This window comes from Streptomyces sp. NPDC053513 (assembly GCF_044544765.1).
GTDB lineage: Bacteria > Actinomycetota > Actinomycetes > Streptomycetales > Streptomycetaceae > Streptomyces > Streptomyces litmocidini.
Genome location: NZ_JBITXP010000017.1, coordinates 74202 through 97497, shown reverse-complemented (window position 1 = coordinate 97497; position 23296 = coordinate 74202). Strand labels below are relative to the sequence as shown.

Below are 23296 nucleotides of genomic sequence, written 5' to 3'. Positions count from 1 at the left end.
CGCCTTTCCGGAGATCGCCGCCACTGGTCCGTGGCCGTGGCCGTGGCCGTGGTCCGCGTCCGTGCCCGGCGGGTCGGAGAGGGGCCGAGAGGACACGCCCCGGCGTCTGAGGTATGCCTTTTACGTGTGCCCCCTCAGGCGTGACCTCGTTCCCCGTCCTTCACGGCGCGGCGGGCGGCGGTGGCTGCTCGCCGTGCCGCTCGCGCTGATCGCGGCGGTCACGGTGGTGGACGTGGTGGTCCCTCCCGATGTGCACCTGGGGCCGTTCCTGATCGCCGCGCCCGCGATGACCGCCTCCTTCGCGGGTCCCCGGGCCACGGCCTTCGTGGGGGCGGTCGCGGTCGTCGCGCAGACGGTGGTGGCCCTCGCGCGGACGAGCGTCACGGACCTCAACCACACGTACCAGATCGTCGCCCTCGTCCTGATCTCGGTCATCGCGACCTTCTTCGCCCACCTGCGCGAACGGGACGAGAACCGGGTGGCACGCCTGCGTTCGATCGCCCACGCCGCCCAGAGCGTCGTCCTGCCGCCGCTTCCCGAACGGACAGGGCCCCTGCGGATCGCCTCGCTCTATCTGGCGGCCGAGGAGGAGGCGCAGATGGGCGGCGACCTGTACGCGGCGGCACGGACGGCGTCCGGGACCCGGCTGCTGATCGGCGATGCCCGCGGCAAGGGACTCGACGCGATCTGCGAGGCCTCGCTCGTCCTGGGCGCCTTCCGGGTCACGGCCCGCCGCGAACAGGAGCTGCCGGAACTGGTCGGACAGCTGGAAGCGGGAATCGGCTCGGCCGAGCGGACCCACGGGGCGACGGCGGCCCCGGTCGACGGCGCCGACGAGGCCTTCGTCACCGCGCTGGTGCTCGACGTCCCCGACCAGGAACCGGTGGTACGTCTCGTGAACTGCGGGCACCCCCCGCCGCTGCTCCTCAGCCGGGGGCGGGTGATCCCGCTCGACACGGCGCACACGAGGCCGCCGCTCGGGCTCTCGGACGTCCTCGCGGCGCACGCGACGGTCGAGACCTTCCCCTTCGGCGTCGAAGACGTGCTGCTCCTCCACACGGACGGAGTGACGGAGGCACGTGACCACTCACGCGCCTTCTATCCCCTGACGGAGCGGCTCGCCGCCTGGGCGGGCGACGACCCGGCGATCCTGCTCGGCAGGCTGCGGGCCGACCTCCAGACGTACGTCGGCGGCCATCTCGGCGATGACGCGGCGCTGGTCGCGGTGCAGAGGATCGCGCCGGAGCCGTAGGGCCGGTGGCTTTCGGGCCGGCCCGACGAGCACAGGAGCGTGACGATCGGCGAGGGCGAGGGCGGGCGCCTTCGTCCACCCCCCACCGTCCCGCGGCAGGCGGAGGGGCTCGGCGTTCTACGCTGGTGGACAGGAGCGCGCGAGGAGGCTGGCATGGCAGGCCGCCACCGGTACCACCTGGATCAGGACGGTCACTCGATCACCGTCCTGCACGACGCGCGGCGCCGGCGCGCGGAAGTCTGGGTCGACGGCAAGACCGTCGCCGTGGCCCCGACCCCGCGCCACCACGCCACCGTCCTGGAGGGGGAGATCCCCGCCCTTCCGCCCCGGCGCATCGTCGTGAGGATCGGCCACCCCGACGACGTGGGCGACGTCCCCCTGTGCGTGCTGGAGACGGGCGGCGAGCACTACCTCATGCCCCACATCGCCCTCACCCCGCAGGAGCGAGAACCGGCGGAACGGACACCGCCGGCCCGTACGCCCGGTGAGCTCCTGGCCCGGTGGAGAGCACGGCGCCGACACCGCCGAAGCGACCACCGCACGCGGTAGGGCAGCGGCCCGCGCCCGTGGCTCCCGTGGCTGCGGCACGGCCGCGGCCGCCCGCATCGGGGCCTCACCGGCGCGCGGATCCGCCGGCCTCACGGCTCGACCGCGCGAGATGACCTCTCGACCGGACGAAGAAGCCCCATGGCCTGCATGATGTGCCCTGCATGATGTGCATGGATGGCATGTTTTGCCGCCCCCTTCGGTGGGCGGGATTCAGCGACGTCGGGTTCATGAGACGTTCGCCCCGCCGCGGACGGGGCCGGCCGGCGGTCGGCGGTGCGCGAAGAGCTCAGGGGCGAACGACGTGCGGGCCCTTCGGCGGCGGAATCGCCGTGTCTACAGCCCGGACGCCACCGTCAGGCCCTCCAGTACCGCCTCCTCCACCGTGCGCGGGCTGACGCAGTCGCCCACCGTGAAGACACGGTCGGGCGCGACGCCCAGGGCGAGCGGGTCGGGGTCGGTGACCGGGAGGTGGCCCTGGGCCAGGACGACCCCGGCCGTGCCCTCCAGCACCACCGGGTCCTCGGTCAGGGTGTGCTGGAGGTAGACGGTGTCGTCGTCCGCGCCGTGGAGCCGGACGTTGGAGACGATCTCGATCCGGGCGCGCACGGCCCGGGCCAGCATGGCGGCGCGTACGTACTGCTGCAGGTGCTCGCCGGCCGCGAAGCCGGTCACGCAGAGGGTCACCTTCCGGCCCCGGCCGGCCAGGAGGAGGGCGGTGCCGAGGCCGATCCAGTCGCCGCGCCAGTCCGCCACCACGATCCGCCCCCGGCGGCCGCGCGGGATCCCGGCGTCGCCGCGGATCACCGACCAGGCGTCCAGCACCACCGGGTCGTCCACCAGCTCCAGGCGCGGTCGGCGGGGCCGGGCCCCGGTCGCGAGGACCACGGCGTCCGGGGCCGCGGCGGCGAGGCCCGGGGCGTCGATCCGCGAGCCCGTCACGACGCGGACTCCGGCGCGGTGCGCCTCGCCCTCCAGGTTGGTGACCACACCTCCGAACTCGGCCCGCCCCGGGAGCCGTTCGGCAAGGAGCACCTGGCCGCCCACGCGTCGGCCCGCCTCGTGCAGTTCCACGTCGTGGCCGCGTGCGGCCGCCACGGCCGCGGCCTTCAGGCCGGCCGGGCCGCCGCCGACCACCAGCACCCTCCTGCGCCGTGTCACGAGCGGCAGAACCCCGAAGCGACGCTCCCGCCCCGTCTCCGGGTACTGGATGCAGGAGACGGGGCGGCCGAGCTGGAAGTGGCCGATGCAGGCCTGGTTGCAGCCGACGCAAGCGCGGATCTCCTCGGTACGGCCTTCGGCGGTCTTGGCCGGCAGGTCCGGGTCGCAGATCAGCGCCCTGGTCATCGCGCAGGCGTCGGCCTGCCCGTCCGCGAGGATCCGCTCGGCCTCCTGCGGCTGGTTGATCCGGCCGGCCACCATCACCGGGACGCCGACCACCGCGCGCACCTTCGCGGCGAGCGGGGCGGTGTAACCGGCGGGCCGGAACATGGGGGGCGCGATGTGCTCGGCCCCGGACAGGCTGGACGAGCTGCCCGCGCACACCGAGACGCAGTCGAGGAGGCCTTCGGCGTCGAGCCGGGCGACGGTGTCCAGGACGAGGTCGGTGTCCAGGCCGTCGTGGCTGAGTTCGTCGCCCGAGATGCGCAGGCCGACGGCGAAGCCCGGCCGGGCCTCCGCCCGGGCGCTGCGCAGCGCCTCGCGCAGGAACCGCAGCCGTCCCTCGCGGTCGCCGCCCCAGCCGTCGGTCCGGACGTTGACGTGGGGGCTGAGGAACTGCGCCGGCAGGTAGCCGTGGCTGGCGACGACCTCCACGCCGTCGAGTCCGGCCTCGCGCAGTCGGCGCGCCGCCTGTCCGTAACCGTCGACGACCTCGTGGATCTCCGCCTCGGTCATGGCGCGCGGCATGACGTGGAAGCGCTCGCTCGGTGTGGCCGAGGGCGCCCACGCCACCGGCGCGGTGCCGTCCCCGGACTCCAGGATCTCCCGGCCGGGATGGAACAGCTGGCCGAAGACCTTCGTACCGTGCCGGTGCACCGCCGCCGCGAGCCGGGCGTAGCCGGGGACGCACGCGTCGTCCGTGGCCATCAGCACGTGCGTGGTGTAGCGGGCGGACTCGTGCACGCCGGACACCTGGAGCACGATCAGGCCGACGCCGCCCGCGGCGCGGGCCTCGTGATAGGCGATCAGGTCGTCGGTCACCGCGCCGTCCTCGGCCAGGACCGTGTCGTGGCCGGAGGACAGGATCCGGTTGGGCACGGTGACGCCGCCTATCCTCAGCGGGCTGAACAGGTGGGGGAACCGCGTCGTCATGGGACGTCCTTTCTCGGGCCGGGCGGGCGGCGACCGGAGGAAGGCCGCCGCGCCCGTCAGCGGAGCGTGATGTGCGGTTCGAAGGCGTCGAGGAGCAGCTCTCGCATCCGGGTCGGGGTCATCTCCCCGTTCCCCGCGAGGATCTGGATGGCCAGGCCGTCCGCGAGAGCGGTGAACCGGCTGGTCAGCGCCTCCGGATCGGCGTCCGTGGCCATCCCCTCGTACCGGCAGGCGTGCACCAGGTCGAGCACGGTCCGCCGCCAGCGGGCGTAGATCTCGCGCTGGCCCTCCCGCAGGGCGGGGTCGAGGATCGCCTCGTTCCACGACTGCACCCACACCGACCATTCGTCGTTGTCGTCCTCGCCGCTGATCAGCTGGACGTCGATCAGCCGCCGCAGCTTCTCGACCGGCCCGTCCGCGTCCCGGAACTCGGCTTCGAGGCGCTGGTGGAGCCGCTCGGCGTAGTGGTGCAGGGCGGCGCGCAGTGCGTCGCCCTTCGTGGGGAAGTGGTAGTGGATCGTGCCCGTGCTGGTTCCGCAGGCGCGGGCGATGTCCGCGACCCGGACCTGGTGGAAGCCGCGGCGGGCGATGAGCCGCGCGGTCTCCTCCAGGATCTGGGCCCGGCGGACCTCCGCGTCGACGGCGTCGGCGCGGCGTCGCGCCTCGGGCACCGCCGGGTCGTCCGGGGCGGCGGGCGGCCGGCCCTCCCCGGTCCGCAGGTACCGCAGGGACACCTTCCCGATCCGCGCGATGGCGGCGAGTTCGCGGTCCGCGAGGCGGCGGCCGCCGTTGAGGGCCTTGGACAGGGCGGTGGGCTCCATGCCGATGCGGGCGGCGAACTCACGCTGGCTGACCGCCGCCGACCGCACCACCCGGCGCGCCCGGTCCGCCACGGCCCGGGCGTCGTCGTCCCGCCCCCGCCGGATCGCCGTCATCGCGCCGCCCCGCCCGATCCGTTCGCCTCGCCCGCCCTGCCCCGTCCGTCCACCTCGTCCGCCCCGTCCAGGCCTGCGAGGACTTCGTCGGCGGCCCGGTACCCCGACGACACCGCGCCGTCGATGTAGCCGTTCCACTCCGACGCGGTCTCCGTCCCCGCCCAGTGCAGGGGCCCGGTCGGCTCCCGCCAGCCGCGCTCGCCGTGCCCGCTCCATCCGCCGGGCGTCGCGTAGGCCTCGTACCCGCCCCGGGCGAAGGGGTCCCGGGTCCAGATCTTCTCCGTGTAGTCGCGCGGCCGTCCGGCCCGGGGGCCGGCCACGGAGACGAGACCGTCCAGGACGGCCGTCCTGCGATCGGCCTCGTCCAGGGCGGCGAAGCCGTCCAGACGGCCGCCGTACACGAATCCGACGAGAACGCCGTACGAGCCGTCCTCCGGGGAGTTGTCGAACACGACGCCGATCGGCCCGTCGCCGTACAGCGTCGCCACCCCGGACAGTCCCTCCTCGCGCCAGAACGGGGTGTCGTAGACCGCGTGGACCTTGGCGACGCGTCCCATCGGACTGTGCGACAGCCAGCCGTCCCGTGCGGCGGGCAGGGGCGGCGCGAAGTCCACGGCCCGTACGGCGTGCGGGGGCAGGGCCACGATCGCCCGGCGCGCCCGGAGCAGGCTGGTCGGGGTGCGGACGCGGACGCCGTCGGCGTCGTACGCGATCGCGAGCGCCCGCTCGCCGAGGCGGACGCGGTCGCCGAGCAGGGCCGCGACCGCGCGGGCCGGGCCGGCGGCGCCCGTGGCGAACCGGCTGTCCTGGGCGCAGCCGCGGGTCTCCATCAGCTGCTCGAAGCCGCCGGCCGCGGCGATGTAGAAGAGGACGTGGAAGAGCGAGATCTCGTCGGGCTCCGCGCACCACAGCCCCTGGACGGCGAGGGCCAGGCGGCGCAGGGCGTCCGCGTCGTCGGTTTCGGACCGGAAGAAGGACTGTGCCGTCCGTGCGTCCCATTCCTCGAAGCGGGCCGTGCGCCACGGCCGGACGGTGTCCACGGTGCGGGCGAACTCGTCGAGGAGCTCGGTGACCCGGACGTACTCGGCCGTGCCGGGCCCGTCGGCGGGCGCGGCGCCGGTGTAGGGGACCCTCGCGCCGTCGTGCCAGACCTCGATGTGGCTGCCCTTCTCCCAGGTCGGGAAGGTGCGGCAGCCGAAGCGTGCGGCGAGTTCGAGGAGGCGGGTCTGTGTGGGGCCGACCCACTGGCCGCCGTGGTCGACGGGTCCGCCGCCCGGTCGGATCTCGGTCAGGACCCGTCCGCCGACCCGGTCGGAGGCTTCGACCAGGGTGAAGTCGACGGCGTTGTCGTGGAGTCGGAGTGCCGCGGCCAGCCCGGCGTACCCTCCGCCCACGACGACGACATCGGATTCGATCAGACGCGTTCCGCTCTGTCTCTCCATGGCCCGAGAGGATGCGGCAACACTGACGGGCGCGTCAATGGTTGCGGCAGGAGGGCCGCGCCGCACGGCCGGTGAGGGAGGCGCGGCCCTATCGACCGGCCGTCAGCGTCTCGCGGTCGACGCCCAGTTCGGCCACGAGCGCGTCGTCCACCCACTCCAGCATCATGGCGCGGCTGAGCGGTCCCTTGTACGAGGTCATCTGCACGGCCAGTCCGTCGAGCAGCGCGGTCAGACGCCAGGCCACGTCCTCGGGGCGGTCGCAGGTGAACTCGCCGGCCGCCACGCCCTGCGCGACGACGTCGGCGATCGCGGCCTTCCACTGCTGGTCGAGGTCGTGGGCGACCTTCCTGAGGGCGGGTTCGCGCAGCGCGGCCGCCCAGCCCTCGATCCAGAGCCGCCAGCCCTTCGCCTGCCCGGTCGGCGCGTACCAGCGCACGGCCGAGCGCAGCCGGAGCGTGGCGCTGGTGCGGGGTTTGTCCAGGAGTCTGCGCAGGTGGGCGAGGTCGCCCTCGGCGGCATGGGCGAAGGCCTCGGCGACGAGCAGTTCCTTGGTGGAGAAGTGGTAGAGCACCAGGGAGTTGCTGACTCCGAGCGCCGAGGCGACGTCCGCGATGCGTACGCCGCTGACGCCACGGGCTTCGATCTGCTCGACGGCGACGCGCAGGATCTCCGCGCGCCGTTCCTCCACGCTCAACCGGACTCTGGCCACGGCTTTACCCTACACAGCTCTTGACAGTGCCGTGTGGCCGGGCTCACAGTGCTGGCTACTGACTGGCCGTTCAGTCAGGTGATGTGCCGCTCCGTACGTGACCCTCCCCGTGCTGCCGTAGGAGTCCGCCCCGTGACCCAAGCACCCGTCACCGCCAGCAGGGCCGAAGAGCCCGCACCCGAGACCCCCGACCTCTCCGAGGGCTGGGGCGAACAGCGCGGCCGGCTCCGCAAGGAGCTGCGCCGTTTCGACGTCCTGCTGTTCCTCATATGCACCCTCGTCGGACTGGACACGATCGGGTCGGTCGCGGCGCAGGGCCCGCAGGGACTGACCTGGATGGCCGTCCTCGCGGTGCTCTTCTTCCTCCCCTACGGACTCCTCGTCGCCGAACTCGGCTCGGCCTTCCCCGTCCAGGGCGGCCCGTACGTCTGGACCCGGCTCGCTTTCGGCCGGCTCACCGCGGGCCTCAACCAGATCCTCTACTGGATCTCCAACCCGGTGTGGGTGGGCGGCAGTCTGTGCATCATCGCCCTCACCACCTGGGAGGAGTTCTTCACGCCGCTGCCCGGTCCATGGAAGTACGCCGCCGGTCTCGTCTTCATCTGGGGCGGCGCGCTCGCCGTCGTCCAGTCCGTCCGGGTCGGCAAGTGGGTGCCGATCGCGGGCGCCGTCGCGCGCATCGTGCTGCTGGGGTTCTTCCTCGTCTCGGTGGTCGTCTTCGCCGTGCGGAACGGCGTGCACGCCCTGCCCGCGAGCGAGTTCTCACCGACCTACGCCGGTTTCGTGGCGCTCGTCCCCGTCCTGATCTTCAACTACGTCGGCTTCGAACTGCCCAGCTCCGCGGCCGAGGAGATGCGCAACCCGCGCCGTGACATCCCGCTCTCCATCCTCCGCTCCGGCGTCGCCTCGCTCCTGCTCTACGGCGGGCCCATCCTCGGCATCATGTTCGTCCTGCCCGGCGAGAAGATCGGCAGCCTCGGCGGTTTCATCGACGCCTGCAAGGCCGTCTTCACCGTCTACGGGGGTTCCATCGCCGCGGACGGCACGGTCACCCTCACCGGTGCGGGCGCGGTCTTCGGCGGCATCGCCGCCGCGGGGCTCATCATCGGCCTGCTGACCTCCGGCGTCACCTGGGCGATGGGCGCGCACCGCGCCCAGGCCGTGGCCTGCGCCGACGGCGCCGGGCCGGCCTGGCTCGGCACGATCTCCGAGAAGCACGGCACCCCGGTGCGGGTGAACCTGCTCTCGGCGGTCCTCGCGTCGATCCTCCTCGTCGCCGCCCTCAACCTCACCGGGGGCGACGGAGAGAAGTACTTCGCGGCGGGCCTGGGCCTGACGATCTGCACGACCTTCATCTCGTACGTCATCACCTTCCCGAGCCTGGTGGTGCTGCGCCGCAAGTACCCCGACACCCCCCGTCCGTACGCCGTCCCGGGCGGTCGCCTCGGCGCCTGGACGGTCACCGCGCTCGCGACCGGCCTGGTCGCCTTCACGGTGGTCGTCCTGATCTGGCCGGGCTTCGGCGTCGGCTGGTTCGGCACGGAGGGTTCCCCCGCGGACTCCCTGCCCGAGGCCTTCGCCGGCCGGCGCTCCGCGTACACGCTGAGCCAGGTCGTGCCGCTGCTGATCATCGCGGTCATCGGCCTCGTCTTCTACGCGGCGGGCGCGAAGACCCGCCGTACGAAGAACTGAGGTCCGGACCGTACGCAACGGCGAGGGGCGGCCCGACGGCCGCCCCTCGCCGTTGCGTACGGTCCCTTTCCGCTACCCGGCCGACCGCCCGTACACCTGCTTCCCCAGCCACTGGCCGCCGTCCACCGTGAGGCACTCGCCGGTCAGGTACGACGCCCCGTCGCCCAGGAGGAACAGCGACGCCTCCGCGATCTCGGCGGGGTCGGCGAAGCGGCCCGCCGGGACCGTGGCCAGAACCTCCTCGCGAGCCTCGTCGGTGGCCCACAGGGCCGCGCCGGCGCCCTCCGTCTCCGTCGGGCCGGGGGCGACGCAGTTCAGGCGGATGCCCAGCGGGGCGAGTTCGACCGCCAGGGTCCGCGTCATGGCCAGGACGCCGGCCTTCGCGGCGGCCGAGTGGACGGTGCCCGGGTGGCCGTGCCAGGCGTACGTGGCGATCACCGAGAGGATCGAGCCGCCGGTGCCCTGTTCGCGCAGCCTGCGGGCGACGGCACGGGTGCAGTAGTACGAGCCGTTGAGGACGATGTCGACGACGGCGCGCCAGCCGCCCGGGGACAGGTCGATGCCGGGGACGACGAAGTTTCCGGCGGCGTTGTTGACCAGCCCGTCAAGGCTGCCGAACCGCCCGACCGCCGCGGCCACCAGCGTGTCCACCGCCTCCGGGTCGCGTACGTCCGTCGGCACCGCGAGGGCCTCCCCGCCGGCCTTCTCGACCAGGGCGACCGTCTCGTCGAGCCGCTGCGGGGTGCGGCCGGCGACGGCGACCCGGGCGCCCGCCCCCGCCAGGGCGAGCGCGATGGCGCGGCCGATGCCGCTGCCGCCGCCCGTCACGATGTACGTCCGTCCGTCGAACCGGGTCATGTCATCACTCCATGGGCGTCGAGGGCGACCGCGCCGCCCGGGTGGACGAGCAGCGGATTGACTTCGATCTCGGTGAGCTCGGGGTGCTCGGACGCGGCCCGCGCCAGCGCGCACAGGGCGTCCGCGGCGGCGTCCAGGTCGACGGCGGGCGCGCCCCGCCAGCCGGTGAGCAGCGGTGCGTGCCGCAGGGAGAGCAGCAGCTCGCGCGCCCGTCCCGGGGTGAGCGGGGCGAGGGCGAGCGCGGTGTCGGCGAGCAGTTCGGCGGTGACCCCGCCGAGGCCGACCACGGCGACGGGCCCGAACGCCGGGTCGTACCGCACTCCGGCGATGAGCTCGACGGAGTGCGGGTGGACGGCCATCTCCTCGACCGCGTACCGGGTGGCGCCGGTGGCGTCACGCATCCGGGCGAAGGCGGCGCGCAGCGCGGTCTCGTCGGCGATGCCGAGGGCCACCCCGCCCGCCTCGGTCTTGTGGGCCAGGCCCATCGCCTTGAGGACGAGCGGGTATCCGGTGTGGCGGGCGGCGTCGGCCGCCTCGTCGGCCGTGCCGACGAACTCGGCGGCGGGAAAGTCGAGTCCATGGGACCGGAGCAGGGTCCGGACGCTCTCGTACCCCCCGTCCGCGACCGGGCGGGACGAGGACGGGGGCGGGGACGGCACCCGCTCGGGCGGCGCGTACGGTGTCGCGCGCTCGAACCGGGCCGCATGGGCCAGGGCGGTCGCGGCCTGCTCGATGCGCTCGTAGACGGGTACGCCGTGTTCGCGCAGCACGGCCAGGGCCGGGGTGTCGCGGGCCATGGTGTGGACGACGAGCAGTCGGCCGGCCCTTCCCGCGGCCTCCGCCAGCTCCTCGGCGACCTCGCACTCCTCGCGGGTCTGGGCGGGGTTGGCGGTGGCGTAGTCGCCGAAGTAACCGGTGAGGACCGTGGCATCGGTGTCCCCGCCGTCGAGCAGGGCCCGGGTGATCCGGGCGTAGTTGCGGAGGTCCGCCTCCCCGGCGCCCGCGAGGTCGACGGGGTTGCCGCAGCCGCCCCGGCCGGGGAGGTGTGCGGCGACGGCGGCCCGGGTGGCCCCGTCGAGAACGGGGACGTCGAGCCCGCGGGCGACGAGCGCGTCGGCGGCGAGCGCGCCCTGGCCTCCGCTGTCGCCGACGACGGCGACGCGCGCCGCTTCGGGGGCCGTGGGGTCTCCGTCGGCGGCGCCTGCGGGCACGGCCCGGCCCGGCCCGAGACGCGACGCCCGTCCCTGTCCTTGCTCCTGTCCCTGCCCCTGCTCCTGTCCCTGCCCCTGCTCCTGTCTCTGCTCCTGCCCCTGTCCCTGCCCTTGTCCTCGTCCCCGCGTCCGCCTCTGCCCCAGGCCGTTCCGTGCCGCCAACAGGACGGCCGTGTCGACCAGTTCGCCCGCCGACTCCAGCAGGATCGCGCCCGTGTCTCGGCAGACGGCGTCCACCACCGCCCGGGCGCTCACCAGCGCGCCCGTGTGGGAGGCCGCCGCGCGGCCGGAGGCCTCGCTGCGGCCGAGGGTCAGCAGCAGGACGGGCTTGCCGGCCGCGTGGGCGGCGGCCAGGGTGCGGGCCAGGCGCCGCCCGTCCCGGAAGTCCTCCACGTACGCGGCGACGACGCGCGTCGCTTCGTGGGCGATCAGCGCGTCGAGGGCGTCCGCCGCGTCGATGTCGCGCTGGTTGCCGAGCGAGACGAACCGGGAGAACCCCTGTCCGGCCCGGGCCAGCAGTCTGCCGATCTCGAGTGCGAGGTTGCCGCTCTGCGACACGAGCCCGACCCCGCCCGCCGGGAAGTCGCCCCAGCTCAGCCGCAGTTCGGTGGTGGTGTCGACGACGCCCATGCAGTTGGGGCCGAGCAGCCGCCCGCCGTGCGAGGTGACGAGGGCGGCCAGTTCCCGTTCCTCCTGCGGACCGGACCCGCCGGACGTGATCACGGTGAAGCACCGCGCGCCCGCCGCGAGTCCCTGGACGACCACGGGCCGCACCTGCGGCGGCGGCACCGCGACGACGACCTGTTCGGGGACGGTCGCCAGGGACCCGAGGTCCGGCAGGAAGGGTACGCCGTCGAGGTTACCGCCCCGCTGGTTGACGAGGTGGACGGTGCGCCGGGAGCGTCCGGCGAGGGCGCCGGAGGCCAGCCAGTAACCCCACTTGGCCGGGTCGGCGGAGGCCCCGACGACGGCGACGGAACGCGGATCGAAGAGGGCGTCCAGGCTCATGCGTACCAGCCGAAGCGCGCGGCGATCACCGGCAGCCGGTCCGCGACGACGCCGTGCGCCGCCGCGCGCGGGGTGGTCCCGTCGCGCTCGGCCCGGGTCAGGACCTGCTCGACCAGCGTGCGCATGGAGCGCCGGATGTGGGCGAACGCCTCGTCCGGATCCGCGCCGATGTCGCCGAAGAGGGTCCACCACCACCAGGCGTTGGTCGCCGAGTTGACGACCACGTCCGGCAGGACGGTGATGCCGCGCGCCGCCAGCAGGTCCTCGGCCTCCGGCAGGACCGGCATGTTGGCCGCCTCGGCGATCCAGCGGGCCGTGATGCCGGCCTGGTTGCCGGCGTCGACCGCGTACGAGACGGCGGCCGGGACGAGTACGTCGGCGTCGGCGGACAGCCAGGCGTCGCCGGGCAGTTCGCGGTCGTCCGCGCGCAGGGCGGCGCGGTCCACGGTCCCGTACGCGTCCCGGGCGGCAAGGAGCGCCTCCACGTCCAGGCCGTCCGGGTGGACGATCGTGCCCTTGACGTCGGCCACGGCGACGATCTTCAGCCCGGCCCGGGCCAGGAAGCGGGCGGTCGCCCCGCCCATCGTCCCGAAGCCCTGCACCGACACCCGCGTCCCCGCGTGGGGGACACCGGCCCGGTCCAGCGCCGTCAGGACCGATTCGGCGACCCCGCAGCCGCCCGCCAGCTCGTCGAGCCCGATGCCGTCCACGTCCACGGCGAACGCGTCCGCGAGCCGGCGCCGGGCCGCGGCCTCGTCGTCGAGCAGCGGGTACACGGCCTGGATCGAGGAGACCAGACCGGCCTCGGCGGCCGCGCGGTCGACGAGGTCCTGGGTGAGGCCGAGGTCCTCGCCGGTGGTCCAGAAGCGCTCGATGTGCGGCCGCATCGCGCGGAGGTAGCGGACCAGCACCCCGTACGCCTCGGGGTCGCGCGGGTCGCAGTCGATGCCGCCCTTGGCGCCGCCGAGCGGAATGTAGCGGCCCTCGGGGTCGTAGTGCAGGGCCTCCTTCATCGTCATGCCGCGGGCCAGGCCGGCGACCTCGTCGAGGGTGCAGCCCTCCCGCATCCGCAGCCCGCCGCTGGAGACGCCGCGCACGAGCCGGTCGATCACCAGGTGGCCCTGGCGGCCGGTCACGTGGTCCGTCCAGGTGAGGGAGATGAGAGGGGTGTGCGGGAGGGCGGTCGCGGTCTCGGGCGTCATCGGGGGGACTCCTCGGGAACGTCGGGAACGTCGGTGACTTCGGGAACATCGGAAACTTCGGGAACGGTGAGGACGGTGGGTCCTGGAGCGGTCAGCGCGCGGGCCAGGGCGTCGGCGAGCTCCTCCGGCGAACGGACCACCGCGCCCCGGCCGCCGTAGGCGCGGGCGAGCGCGGGGAGGTCGACGGCGGGCAGGTCCACCGCCAGGGGAGTGTCCCCGCGGGCCGCCATCTCCTCGCGGATCTCGCCGTAGCCGCCGTTGTCGAAGACCACGACGGGAAGCGGGAGCCGGAGCTGTGCGGCGGTGGCGAGCTCCTGCACGGAGAACTGCAGGCCGCCGTCACCGCTGAGGGCGACGACCTGCCGCTCGGGACACGCGGTCTTCGCGCCGATCGCGGCGGGCAGGGCGTAGCCGAGGGTGCCGAAACCGGTGGGGTGCAGATAGCGGCCTTCGGGGCCGAGGGGCAGATGGGGCAGTGCGCCGTAGTAGCAGCACTGGGCGCTGTCGGAGGTGAGGACGGCGTCCTCGGCGAGGACGCGGCGGACGGTTCGGAGGTACGGGAGCCAGCGTGCGTCGCGGGTGCGGGTCTCGTCGTCCCGGGCGGCACGGAGGGCACGGACGCCGACGGGGTCCGCGGGGACGTCGTCGGGTTTCGAGGGGACGTCGCCGGTCCCTCCCCGGCACCCGGCGAGCAGTGTCCCGAGCAGGGCGCGGGCGTCGCCCACCAGGGGCACGTCCGCCGGGAGCCCCGCGTACATCTGGGCGGGGTCCACGTCGACCCGGATCAAGGTGCCCGTCAGGGCCGGCGGCGGACCCCAGATGTCGGACTCGGCCAGCTCGGTGCCGACGGCGAGGACCACGTCGCGGTCCACCAGCCACTTCTGCACGGCCGGGCTGTGCAGCGACACGCCCAGCGAGAGCGGATGGCGCTCGTCCACCACGCCCTTGCCGTTGGCGGTGGTCACGACCGGTGCGCCCAACTCCTCGGCGAGCGCCGCGCATTCCGCGGCCGCCGCCCGGGCCCCTCCGCCCAGGACAAGGGCGGGCCGCCGGGCCGCGCGCAGGACTTCGGCCGCCCTCCCCACCGCCGCCGGGTCGGGCGCGGGGGGTCCGGCGAGCGGCGCACGCCGTACGGGCCCTGCCGGCTCCACGGTCTCGAGGAGGTCCAGCGGCACCTCGACGTGCACCGGACGGGGCCGGCCCGTACGGAAGAGGGTGAAGGCCCGTGCCACCGCCGAGCCGATCTCCTCCACCGACGACACCCGGTGGCTGAAGGCCGCGACGCCGCGCAGGGCCTCGGTCTGGCTGCGCATCTCGTGGAGGAGCCCGGTGGACTGCCGGGGATGCCGCAGCGGCATGCCGGGGGAGACGACGAGCAGCGGCACGCTGTCGGAGTGGGCCTGGCCGACGGCGGCGGCGATGTTCAGCAGCGCGGGGCCGGTGGTGGTGATCGCGACACCGGGCCGGCCGGACACCCGGGCGTACGCGTCGGCGGCGTATCCCGCACCCTGTTCGTGACGGGGCGTCACATGACGTACGCCGTAAGCCCGGAGGTGGCGGTAGATCTCCAGGTTGTGCGTGCCGGGGATCCCGAAGGCGTCGGTGACCCCGTGCGAGGCGAGGGCGCGGACGACCGCCTCGCCGCCGGTGACGGCCTCGCCCTCCTCGGGTGGAGTCGTCATCACAGGCCCCGCGAGATCACGAGCCGCATGATGTCCGAGGTGCCCTCCTCGATCTCCTCCAGCTTGGCGTCCCGCATCCACTGCTCCACCGGGTACTCGCGCGAGTAGCCCCAGCCGCCGAGGGTCTGCACGGCGGCCCAGGTGCAGTACGCGGCCGTCTCCGAGGCGGTCAGTTTGGCCATGGCGGCCTCGGTCGTCGCGGACAGGCCGGCGTCCAGGCGCTTGGCCGCGCGCCAGGTCATCAGGCGGGCCTGCTCGATCCGGGTCCGCATGTCGGCCAGCCGGAACGCCACCGCCTGGTACTCGATGATCGGCTTGCCGAACTGCTGCCGGGTGCGCGCGTAGTCGCGCGCGTACTCGTACGCGGCCCGCGCCACGCCGGTCGCCGCCGCCCCCAGCACGACCCGCGAGATGTCGAAGGTCCGCATGAGCCCCCGGAAGCCCTGCCCCTCCTCTCCGAGGCGGTTCTCCTCGGGCACGAAGGCGTCGGCGAAGAAGATCTCCCGGCACACGATGGCGCGCTGGCCCATCTTGCGCATGGGCTCGCCGAAGGTGACGCCGGGGGTGTCCTTGCGCAGCAGGAAGGCGGTCACGCCCCGGGAGCGCCGCGTGGGATCGGTCTTGGCGAAGACGACGTACTGCTCGGCCTCCCCGGCGTTGGAGATCCAGGCCTTCTGGCCGTTCAGCAGGTAGCCGCCGTCGGTGCGGGCGGCCGTCGTCACGATGGACGCGGCGTCGGAGCCGGCGCCGGGTTCCGTGGTGGCCAGGGCGGTCATCGGGGTCTCGGGGCCGGTCAGCGGGGTGAGCCAGGTCCGCTTCTGCTCCTCGGTGCCGAGTTCGAGCACCGGGTCGGCGAAGAAGCCGTTGGAGCAGAGCAGGTTCCCGATGCCGAGGTCGCCGACGCACAGCTCCTCCTGCGCGAGGCACTGGGTGAAGACGTCGGTGAAGCCGCCGCCTCCGTACTCCTCGGGAAGCATGAAGCCGGTGATGCCGACCTTGGCGGCCTTGTGCCACAGGTCCCACGGCGTCTCGACGTCGGCCTCGTCCACGGCGCGCGCCCGCGGGCGGATCTCGTCACGGGCGAAGGCCCGGGTGAGTTCGACGATGCCACGCTGCTCGGGGGTGAACGGAACCAGCTCGGTGGGGAGGTCGGACATGGTGCCTCCAGGTGTGGCAACAGGGTCGCTAACTGAACCGTCAGTCAGTATCGAGAGGGGTCGGCGGCACTGTCAACGCCCCGGATCCGTCCACTTCCGGCCACCGCCTCCGGGCCGAGGTGAAGAACGCCCGTGTCGTCGACGACGGCGACCCCGTCACCGCCGCGGGATCACCTCCGGCCCCGGCCTCGCCCTCTGGCCGGTCCGCCGCGAACTCGGCGCGGACCCGGCGACGAACCCGGACCCTGCTTGTGTGCGGACACCGGCCTCGGCGCCGCTACGACGACGCGGGACGGGAAGCCCTGTGCCGAGGCCCGTCTCGCTCAGTCACGGGAGGGCGCCGTGCCGAGGAACCGGATGTGGGGGCGGTCGTCGGGCCCGGGGCGGGACACGGAGGCGCGGACGCCGTAGACGTCCGCGACGAGCTGTTCCGTGAGGACTTCCCCGACCGGCCCGGAGGCCACCACCCGCCCCTCGCGCAGGACCACCACGTGATGGCAGTACATCGCCGCCAGGTTGAGGTCGTGCAGCGCCATGACGCACGTGAGGCGCAGGCCCGATATCAGGGTCAGGAGGTCGAGTTGGTGCTGGATGTCGAGGTGGTTCGTCGGTTCGTCGAGGAGGAGTTCGCGCGGTTCCTGGGCGAGCGCGCGGGCGATCTGGACCCGCTGGCGTTCGCCGCCGGAGAGGGTGCGCCAGGTGCGGTGGGCATGGCCGGTCAGGCCGGTGCGGGCGAGCGCGGACCGGACGGCCTCCTCGTCGGTGGCCGTCGCCGGTGACCAGGCGCGGCGGTGCGGGACCCGGCCGAGTCGTACGGCGTCGGCCACGGTGAGGTCGACCTGGGTGTCGGCGTGCTGCTCGACGACCGCGAGTCGCCGTGCGAGGGCGCGGCGCGGGACGTCGCTCAGCGGGGCGCCGTCCAGGGTCACGACCCCGGCGTCCGGGGCGAGGACGCCGGCCAGCACTCTCAGGAGGGTGGATTTTCCCGAACCGTTCGGGCCCAGAAGGCCGGTGAGCGTACCGGGGCGCGGCGCGATGGTCACGCCGTCCAGGACGAGGGAGCCGCCGGCGGTGCGGGAGACGCGCTCGGCCCGTAGTCCCGTACGGCCGCCGGGGCGTGTCGCCGGGTCGGTCATCGGGTGCTCCTGGTGCGGTACAGGACGAGGACGAACGCGGGGACGCCGACGAGCGACGTCACCACGCCCACCGGCACCTCCTGCGGGTCGAGCACGGTACGGGCGAGGGTGTCGGCCCACACCAGGAAGACCGCCCCGGCCAGTGCGCTCAGCGGCAGCAGCCGGGCGTGGCCGGGGCCCACGAGGGCCCGGATCGCGTGCGGCAGGACCAGTCCGACGAAGCCGATCGCGCCGGCGGAGGAGACCAGGACCGCGGTCAGCAGGGCGGTGACCGAGAGGAGGACGAGGCGGGTCCGCGCCACGGAGACGCCGAGCGTCGCCGCCGCGTCCTCGCCGAACGCGAAGGCGTCCAGCGTACGGGCGTGTCCGCCGCAGACCACGAGTCCGACGGCGAGGACGGCGGCGCAGACCCCGGCGTCCGTCCACCCGGCCCCGGCGAGGGAGCCGAGCAGCCAGAAGAGGACGCCCCGGGTGGTCTCGGCGTCGGCGGCGGTCATCACCACGAAGGAGGTGAGGGCGGAGAAGAGCTGCATCGCCGCCACCCCGGCCAGGACGACGCGGTCGGTCGACCCGCCCAGCGTGTGGCTGAGGACCAGGACCAGGGCGAAGGAGCAGAGCGCGCCGAGGAAGGCGCCCCCGGTGACGGACAGCAGGCCCCCGCCCGCGCCGAGGACGACGACGGCCACCGCCCCGGTCGAGGCGCCGGAGGAGACGCCGAGGACGAACGGGTCGGCGAGCGGGTTGCGCAGCAGGGACTGCAGGACCGTGCCGCAGACCGCGAGTCCGGCTCCGCACACGGCCGCGAGGAGCGTGCGGGGCAGCCGCAGGTCCCAGACGATGCCGTCGCGGATCGCGCTCAGGCCGGACGGGCCCCCGCCGAGGTGGGAGACCACCACGGACCAGGAGTCCGAGACGCGGAGGTCGGCCGGGCCGATGGTGACGGCGAGCGCGATCGAGACGCACAGCAGGACGACCCCACCCGCCGCGGCGACCGGCGTGAGCGCCCGGGAGGAGCGGACGGCAGCTCGCACGGAAGGACCCGCCGCCGGTCGGTCGGCGGTGCTTCGGCTCGGCGGACCCACCGCCGCCGATCGGTCGGCGGCGCTTCGGCTCGACGGGACCACCGCCTCGGGTTCCGGGCGGGCCGCCTCGCGAGACCGTACGGAGCGGGTCACCTCGCGAGACCGTACGTCTTCAGCGCGGCGGCGACCTTCTCGATGCCCTCGACGGTGCGGATGGTCGGGTTCATGGCCTGCCCGCTGAGGATCACGTACCGCTTGTTCCTCACCGCGGTCATGTTCCGGGTGACCGGGTGGGACTCCAGGAACTCGATCTTCTTCGCGGCGCTCTCGGCCGACTGCGCCCTGCGGGTCAGGTCGGCGATCACGAGCACGTCGGGATCGCGGTCGGCGACGGTCTCCCAGTTGATCTGCGGCCACTCCTCCTTCGTGTCGTCGAAGACGTTCTTCACGCCGAGTGCCCCGCTGACGATGCCCGGGGCGCCGCAGCAGCCGGCCATGTACGGGCCCTGGGAGTCGGAGAACCAGTAGAGGACGGACGCGTCGCCGAAGTCCGCCCCGACCGTGGCCTTCTCGACCCGGGCGCGGAGTTCGCCGACGAGCTTCTCGCCGCGCTCCGGCACGCCGAACACCCGCGCGAGGTCGCGGATCTCCCCGTACACGGTGTCCATGGTCAGCGGCTTCGTCCGCACGCCGTCGCCGTCGCCGCTGTTGTCCTTGCCGACGCAGTCGGTGGGGGAGAGGTAGGTGGGGACGCCGAGTTTCGCGAACTGCTCCCGGGGGGCCACGCCGCCCTTGCCGAGGGTGTAGAGGAAGGAGGCGCTGACGAAGTCCGGTTCGGTGTCGAGGACCTTCTCGAAGGACGGGTAGCGGTCGGCCAGCCGTGGCACGCCCGCGTTCGCCTTCTCCAGTCCCTTGAGCACCGGATCGGTCCAGGTGGCGGTGCCCACCATGCGGTCGGCCAGGCCGAGGGAGAGCAGGATCTCGGCCGATCCCTGGTCGAGGGCGACGGCACGGCGGGGAGTGCGGTCGACCTCGACCCGCTGTCCGCAGTTGTCGAGACGGACCGGATGACCGGGGCCCGCCTCTTTCGCCTCGGGTGAAGCCGTCGTGGTGCCGGTGCCGTCGCCGCAGCCGGCGACGAGAACGGCACCGGCCACGAGCGGCACGGCGGAGCGGAGGCGGCGGGCGAGGGGCACGGGAGGAGTCCTCTGCGTCACGGCTCATGCGCGGAGCCTGTCGTACGGTGCTTCCCGGACGGCGGCACGCGCCGTCCGGGTCGCCAGCAGGTCTTCGGACTCGGGGTCGTCCGGACGGAGCGCCTTCCCGGGCCCCTCGGGACCCAGTGGCCGATGCTCCGCCCGTCACCCTCACCGCTGCGCGTCAGCTCCGGATTCCCACCGGATTCCCTGACCCGCGCCCATATCGTGTCGATACGTGCGGGGGTGCGACTGGCCCGGGCAAATTACCACAGGCCGATCTTGGGGCCGGCGGGCCGTGTGCCGGAAGGAGGTCCAGGCGGGCGACCGGAGCACCGGCACCGTCGTGCCCCACCCGGCCGAGGCGTCCCCACCCGCCCGAGCGGGTCCGTGGCCGACGCGCGACTCGGCGGGTACACGCCCCTTCCTTGTTGCACATATATTGCAGGTGCTATCTATAGGCAAAAGGAGACGGGTCGATGAGCGGACCAGTGGTGCTCGGGATCGAGTCCTCGTGCGACGAGACCGGCGCCGGGATCGTCCAGGACGGGAAGCTGCTCGCGCACGTCGTGGCGTCGAGCATGGACGAGCACGCCCGCTTCGGCGGCGTCGTGCCGGAGATCGCGGCCAGGGCGCACCTCCAGTCGTTCGACCCGGTCGTGCGCGAGGCCCTCGACCGGGCAGGACTGCGGCCGGGGCAGCTCGACGCCGTCGCCGTCACCACTGGCCCCGGTCTCTCCGGAGCCCTCCAGGTCGGCCTCGCCGGAGCCAAGACCCTCGCCTACGCCGCAGGGGTGCCGCTGTACGGGGTGCACCACCTCGCCGGACACGTCGCCGCCGACACCCTGGAGCACGGTCCCCTGCCCACCCCCTGCGTGGTGCTGATCGTCTCCGGCGGCCACACCTCCCTGCTCCTCGTACGGGACCTGGTCCGCGAGCCGATCCTGCACCTCGGCGACACGCTCGACGACGCGGCCGGCGAGTGCTTCGACAAGGTCGCCCGCATCCTCGGGCTCCCGTACCCGGGCGGGCCCGCGATCGACCGGGCGGCCCGCGAAGGCGACCCGCGCGCCGTGGACTTCCCGCGCCCGCTGACCCGCCCCGGCGACGACCCGTACGCCTTCTCCTTCTCCGGCCTCAAGACCGCGGCCGCCCGCTGGGTCGAGAAGCACCGGCTGCGTGGTGAGGAGCCGCCGGTGGCCGACGGGGCCGCCGCCCTCCAGGAGGCCGTCGCCGACGTGCTGACCCGCAAGGCGCTGGCCGCCTGCAAGGCGTACGACGTGAAGACGCTGATCGTCGTCGGAGGCGTCGCGGCCAACTCGCGCGTCCGGGGACTGGCCGAGCAGCGGTGCGCCGCGGCCGGCATCGAGCTGCGCGTGCCGCCGATGACCCTGTGCACCGACAACGGCGCCATGATCGCGGCCGTCGGCGACCTCCTCGTACGCTCCGGCGCGGAGCCCGCACCTCTCGACGTGTCGATCGACCCGTCGGCGCCGCTGGAGTACGCCTCCCTGACCCCGCTGCCGGCACCCTCGGCCCGGGCCGCCTGACGGCCGCGGTCGTCCGTACGCCGCCTCGCCTCGTGAGGGACGGACGGGGCGCCGACAGGCACGACGGCCTGCTCGAACCTAGCGTGGATCCTGACACCTCGATCCGACGAAGGGACCACCATGAGAAGGTATGGCGCCCTGGACAAGGCCAAGGCGAGGTGCAAAGTGATCGTCGGAAAGGCCACCGGGCACGAGCGTCTGGAGGCCGAGGGAAGAACGGACGAGGTGAGAGCCAGGATCCGGGAGAAGGTGACGAGCATCCGCCGCCGCGCCGAAGGCGTCAGGGACTCGTTGAGACACGACCGCTCCTGACGCCCTCCGGATCGCATGCCCCGCGGCCTCCTGGAGGGCATGGCGGGGCGCGGCCCGCAGAGCGGATCGGAGTCCCGGCGGCTCCGCTCCAAGATGCGGTGAACCGGCGACAGCGGTGAGCATGGAGGGGTGGCCGTCTGCCCGCCGCAGACGGCCGGTCCCGTCGTGCCCGGCGATCCCGGGCCCCCTCGGCGACGACCGCAGGCTCCTGACGGGAGAGGTCATGAGCGACTACCCCCCGATCGCGGATCACGGACTGGTGGGCGACCTGCAGACCGCGGCGCTGATCGCCTCCGACGGGACGGTGGACTGGTGGTGCGCGCCGCGGTTCGACTCGCCGAGCCTGTTCGCCTCCCTGCTCGACAACGATCGGGGCGGCCACTGCCGTCTCGCCGTGGACTTCGGTCAGGACTGCGCGGTGCGCCAGCTGTACATGCCGGACACGCCCGTCCTCATCACCCGGTTCATGGCCCCGCAGGGCGTCGGAGAAGTCATCGACTTCATGGAGCCCATCGACTCCAAGGTCCCCGCCGACAGGCACCGCCTCATCCGCGTGGCCCGGGTGGTCCGCGGCAGTCTGCCCTTCGAGCTGCTGTGCCGGCCCCGCTTCGACTACGGACGCGCCTCGCACACGCTCAGCCACCTCGAAGACGGCAGTGTCGTCTTCCAGGGCCCCGACACCGACCTGCACCTCCAGGTGTCCGGCCCGGTACGGCTGCACGCCGACGGCGCCGACGTCACGAGCCGCTTCACGCTGAACGCCGGCGAGAACGCGGCGGTGATCCTCACCAGTGAGACGGGCACGGCGGCCGCCCGCAGCGGACGCCCCGGAGGGGCGATGCCGACCACCGAGGAGATCACGGCACTGCTCGACGCATGCCGTGACTTCTGGCTCGGCTGGTTGAAGTCCTGTCACTACAGGGGCCGCTGGCACGAGATGGTCATCCGTTCCGCCATCACCCTCAAGCTGCTCACCTACGCGCCGACCGGCGCCCCGATCGCGGCGGCCACGATGGGTCTTCCCGAGGAGGTCGGCGGCGAGCGCAACTGGGACTACCGCTACACCTGGGTACGGGACGCCTCCCTGTCCGTGCGCGCCCTGATCGACCTCGGCTTCACCGCCGAGGCGGACGCCTTCCGCCACTGGCTGCGGGAGCGGCTGGAAGCCGGCGCCACCGCTTCCGGCGAGCCCTTGCAGATCATGTACCGGATCGACGGGGAGCCCCGTCTCACCGAAGAGGTCCTGGAGCACCTGGAGGGCTACCGGCGCTCCGCCCCGGTCCGGGCCGGAAACGCCGCGGCCGACCAGATCCAACTGGACATCTACGGCGAGGCCGCGTACGCCCTCGCCCAGTCGAGCGACATCGGCGGCCTTCGCGGCTGGCGGGTGTTCGCGGAGCTCATCGACTGGCTGTGCGACCACTGGGACCGCCCGGACGAGGGCATCTGGGAGACCCGCGGCGGCCGTCAGAACTTCACCTACAGCCGTCTGATGACCTGGGTCGCCTTCGACCGTGCGATCCGGCTCGCCACCGCCCACTCCCGCCCGGCCGACCTGCCCCGCTGGCACGCGGCCCGTGACGCCGTGCTCCAGCAGATCACCGAAAAGGGCTGGAGCCGGAAGCGTTCGGCCTTCGTCCAGCACTACGACACCGACGTCCTCGACGCCTCGCTGCTGCTGATGCCCCGCGTCGGGTTCGTGTCCCCCACCGACCCGGACTGGCTCAGCACCCTGGACGCGATGGGCGAGGAGCTCGTCAGCGACAGCCTCGTCTACCGCTACGACCCCTCCGCCTCGCCCGACGGACTGCGGGGCTCCGAAGGCACCTTCAGCCTGTGCAGCTTCCTGTACGTCGAGGCACTCGCCCGATCCGGCCGGGTCCACCAGGCCCGCTACGCCTTCGACAAGATGCTCACCTACGCCAACCACGTCGGCCTGTTCGCCGAGGAGATCGGCCCGTCCGGCGAGCAGCTCGGGAACTTCCCGCAGGCGTTCACGCACCTCGCCCTCGTCGCCGCCGCCCTCGCCCTCGACGAGGAACTCGACCGCGCCGACCGGCAGGACGCCTGAGC

The 23296-nt window shown here is 73.7% G+C and carries 17 protein-coding genes and 1 riboswitch; of the genes, 5 read left to right on the top strand and 12 right to left on the bottom strand.

Features of this window, described 5'->3' with window-relative positions; genetic code table 11:
* Positions 1 to 193: 193 nt before the first annotated feature.
* Entirely contained in the window at positions 194 to 1252 is a 1059-nt protein-coding gene (locus ACIGW4_RS26260; RefSeq protein ID WP_398709084.1) for a PP2C family protein-serine/threonine phosphatase, read from the top strand.
* Positions 1253 to 1405: 153 nt separating this feature from the next.
* Positions 1406 to 1801 (top strand): hypothetical protein, encoded by a 396-nt coding sequence (locus ACIGW4_RS26255; RefSeq protein WP_123456547.1) that lies wholly within the window; start codon positions 1406 to 1408, stop codon positions 1799 to 1801.
* A 333-nt stretch (positions 1802 to 2134) separates the two neighbouring features.
* On the opposite strand, the gene ACIGW4_RS26250 is transcribed toward ACIGW4_RS26255, so the two are convergent.
* From ACIGW4_RS26250 to ACIGW4_RS26235, 4 genes are all read right to left on the bottom strand, one after another.
* Complete coding sequence (locus ACIGW4_RS26250) at positions 2135 to 4111, bottom strand: FAD-dependent oxidoreductase (RefSeq protein ID WP_399583150.1); 1977 nt, start codon at positions 4109 to 4111, stop codon at positions 2135 to 2137.
* Positions 4112 to 4167: 56 nt separating this feature from the next.
* Positions 4168 to 5046, bottom strand: coding sequence for a TetR family transcriptional regulator C-terminal domain-containing protein (locus ACIGW4_RS26245; protein WP_399583148.1), 879 nt, complete (start codon positions 5044 to 5046; stop codon positions 4168 to 4170).
* Positions 5043 to 6488 (bottom strand): flavin monoamine oxidase family protein, encoded by a 1446-nt coding sequence (locus ACIGW4_RS26240; protein ID WP_399583146.1) that lies wholly within the window; start codon positions 6486 to 6488, stop codon positions 5043 to 5045. Before ACIGW4_RS26240 ends, ACIGW4_RS26245 begins: the two co-directional genes overlap by 4 nt.
* A gap of 88 nt (positions 6489 to 6576) precedes the next feature.
* On the bottom strand, positions 6577 to 7197 hold the full coding sequence (locus tag ACIGW4_RS26235; RefSeq protein WP_399583145.1) for a TetR/AcrR family transcriptional regulator: 621 nt from the start codon (positions 7195 to 7197) through the stop codon (positions 6577 to 6579).
* A 132-nt stretch (positions 7198 to 7329) separates the two neighbouring features.
* On the opposite strand from ACIGW4_RS26235, the gene ACIGW4_RS26230 reads away from it, so the two are divergent.
* Positions 7330 to 8889, top strand: a complete 1560-nt coding sequence (locus ACIGW4_RS26230) for an APC family permease (protein WP_399583143.1) — start codon at positions 7330 to 7332, stop codon at positions 8887 to 8889.
* A gap of 72 nt (positions 8890 to 8961) precedes the next feature.
* Here the strand turns inward: ACIGW4_RS26230 and ACIGW4_RS26225 are convergent, their stop codons facing one another.
* From ACIGW4_RS26225 to ACIGW4_RS26190, 8 genes are all read right to left on the bottom strand, one after another.
* Entirely contained in the window at positions 8962 to 9747 is a 786-nt protein-coding gene (locus tag ACIGW4_RS26225) for an SDR family oxidoreductase (protein WP_398709073.1), read from the bottom strand.
* Positions 9744 to 11966, bottom strand: coding sequence for an acetate--CoA ligase family protein (locus ACIGW4_RS26220; protein WP_399583142.1), 2223 nt, complete (start codon positions 11964 to 11966; stop codon positions 9744 to 9746). The genes ACIGW4_RS26225 and ACIGW4_RS26220 overlap by 4 nt, the downstream gene beginning before the upstream one ends.
* Positions 11963 to 13168, bottom strand: coding sequence for a Glu/Leu/Phe/Val dehydrogenase dimerization domain-containing protein (locus tag ACIGW4_RS26215; RefSeq protein WP_399583140.1), 1206 nt, complete (start codon positions 13166 to 13168; stop codon positions 11963 to 11965). Before ACIGW4_RS26215 ends, ACIGW4_RS26220 begins: the two co-directional genes overlap by 4 nt.
* Positions 13165 to 14850 (bottom strand): thiamine pyrophosphate-binding protein, encoded by a 1686-nt coding sequence (locus tag ACIGW4_RS26210; protein WP_399583138.1) that lies wholly within the window; start codon positions 14848 to 14850, stop codon positions 13165 to 13167. The genes ACIGW4_RS26215 and ACIGW4_RS26210 overlap by 4 nt, the downstream gene beginning before the upstream one ends.
* The gene (locus tag ACIGW4_RS26205) at positions 14850 to 16007 is read right to left on the bottom strand and encodes an acyl-CoA dehydrogenase family protein (RefSeq protein WP_399583136.1); all 1158 of its coding nucleotides are present in this window, start codon (positions 16005 to 16007) and stop codon (positions 14850 to 14852) included. Before ACIGW4_RS26205 ends, ACIGW4_RS26210 begins: the two co-directional genes overlap by 1 nt.
* A gap of 323 nt (positions 16008 to 16330) precedes the next feature.
* Positions 16331 to 17143 (bottom strand): ABC transporter ATP-binding protein, encoded by an 813-nt coding sequence (locus tag ACIGW4_RS26200; RefSeq protein WP_399583134.1) that lies wholly within the window; start codon positions 17141 to 17143, stop codon positions 16331 to 16333.
* Complete coding sequence (locus ACIGW4_RS26195) at positions 17140 to 18174, bottom strand: FecCD family ABC transporter permease (protein WP_398709065.1); 1035 nt, start codon at positions 18172 to 18174, stop codon at positions 17140 to 17142. The genes ACIGW4_RS26200 and ACIGW4_RS26195 overlap by 4 nt, the downstream gene beginning before the upstream one ends.
* Positions 18175 to 18314: 140 nt before the next feature.
* Positions 18315 to 19361, bottom strand: a complete 1047-nt coding sequence (locus ACIGW4_RS26190) for an ABC transporter substrate-binding protein (RefSeq protein ID WP_399583132.1) — start codon at positions 19359 to 19361, stop codon at positions 18315 to 18317.
* Between the two features lie 67 nt (positions 19362 to 19428).
* A riboswitch (cobalamin riboswitch) is annotated at positions 19429 to 19633 on the bottom strand.
* 207 nt (positions 19634 to 19840) lie between these two features.
* On the opposite strand from ACIGW4_RS26190, the gene tsaD reads away from it, so the two are divergent.
* Both tsaD and ACIGW4_RS26180 read left to right on the top strand, forming a co-directional pair.
* Positions 19841 to 20911, top strand: a complete 1071-nt coding sequence (tsaD, locus tag ACIGW4_RS26185; RefSeq protein WP_398709061.1) for a tRNA (adenosine(37)-N6)-threonylcarbamoyltransferase complex transferase subunit TsaD — start codon at positions 19841 to 19843, stop codon at positions 20909 to 20911.
* A gap of 535 nt (positions 20912 to 21446) precedes the next feature.
* Positions 21447 to 23294, top strand: a complete 1848-nt coding sequence (locus tag ACIGW4_RS26180; RefSeq protein ID WP_399583130.1) for a glycoside hydrolase family 15 protein — start codon at positions 21447 to 21449, stop codon at positions 23292 to 23294.
* The last annotated feature ends 2 nt before the right edge of the window (positions 23295 to 23296 follow it).

Excerpts from the sequence above, each read along its gene's own strand:
- ACIGW4_RS26255 (WP_123456547.1), top strand. The coding sequence starts at position 1,406 with ATGGCAGGCCGCCACCGGTACCACCTGGATCAGGACGGTCACTCGATC.
- ACIGW4_RS26250 (WP_399583150.1), bottom strand. The coding sequence starts at position 4,111 with ATGACGACGCGGTTCCCCCACCTGTTCAGCCCGCTGAGGATAGGCGGC.
- ACIGW4_RS26245 (WP_399583148.1), bottom strand. The coding sequence starts at position 5,046 with ATGACGGCGATCCGGCGGGGGCGGGACGACGACGCCCGGGCCGTGGCG.
- ACIGW4_RS26240 (WP_399583146.1), bottom strand. The coding sequence starts at position 6,488 with ATGGAGAGACAGAGCGGAACGCGTCTGATCGAATCCGATGTCGTCGTC.
- ACIGW4_RS26225 (WP_398709073.1), bottom strand. The coding sequence starts at position 9,747 with ATGACCCGGTTCGACGGACGGACGTACATCGTGACGGGCGGCGGCAGC.
- ACIGW4_RS26220 (WP_399583142.1), bottom strand. The coding sequence starts at position 11,966 with ATGAGCCTGGACGCCCTCTTCGATCCGCGTTCCGTCGCCGTCGTCGGG.
- ACIGW4_RS26215 (WP_399583140.1), bottom strand. The coding sequence starts at position 13,168 with ATGACGCCCGAGACCGCGACCGCCCTCCCGCACACCCCTCTCATCTCC.
- ACIGW4_RS26210 (WP_399583138.1), bottom strand. The coding sequence starts at position 14,850 with ATGACGACTCCACCCGAGGAGGGCGAGGCCGTCACCGGCGGCGAGGCG.
- ACIGW4_RS26205 (WP_399583136.1), bottom strand. The coding sequence starts at position 16,007 with ATGTCCGACCTCCCCACCGAGCTGGTTCCGTTCACCCCCGAGCAGCGT.
- ACIGW4_RS26200 (WP_399583134.1), bottom strand. The coding sequence starts at position 17,143 with ATGACCGACCCGGCGACACGCCCCGGCGGCCGTACGGGACTACGGGCC.
- tsaD (WP_398709061.1), top strand. The coding sequence starts at position 19,841 with ATGAGCGGACCAGTGGTGCTCGGGATCGAGTCCTCGTGCGACGAGACC.
- ACIGW4_RS26180 (WP_399583130.1), top strand. The coding sequence starts at position 21,447 with ATGAGCGACTACCCCCCGATCGCGGATCACGGACTGGTGGGCGACCTG.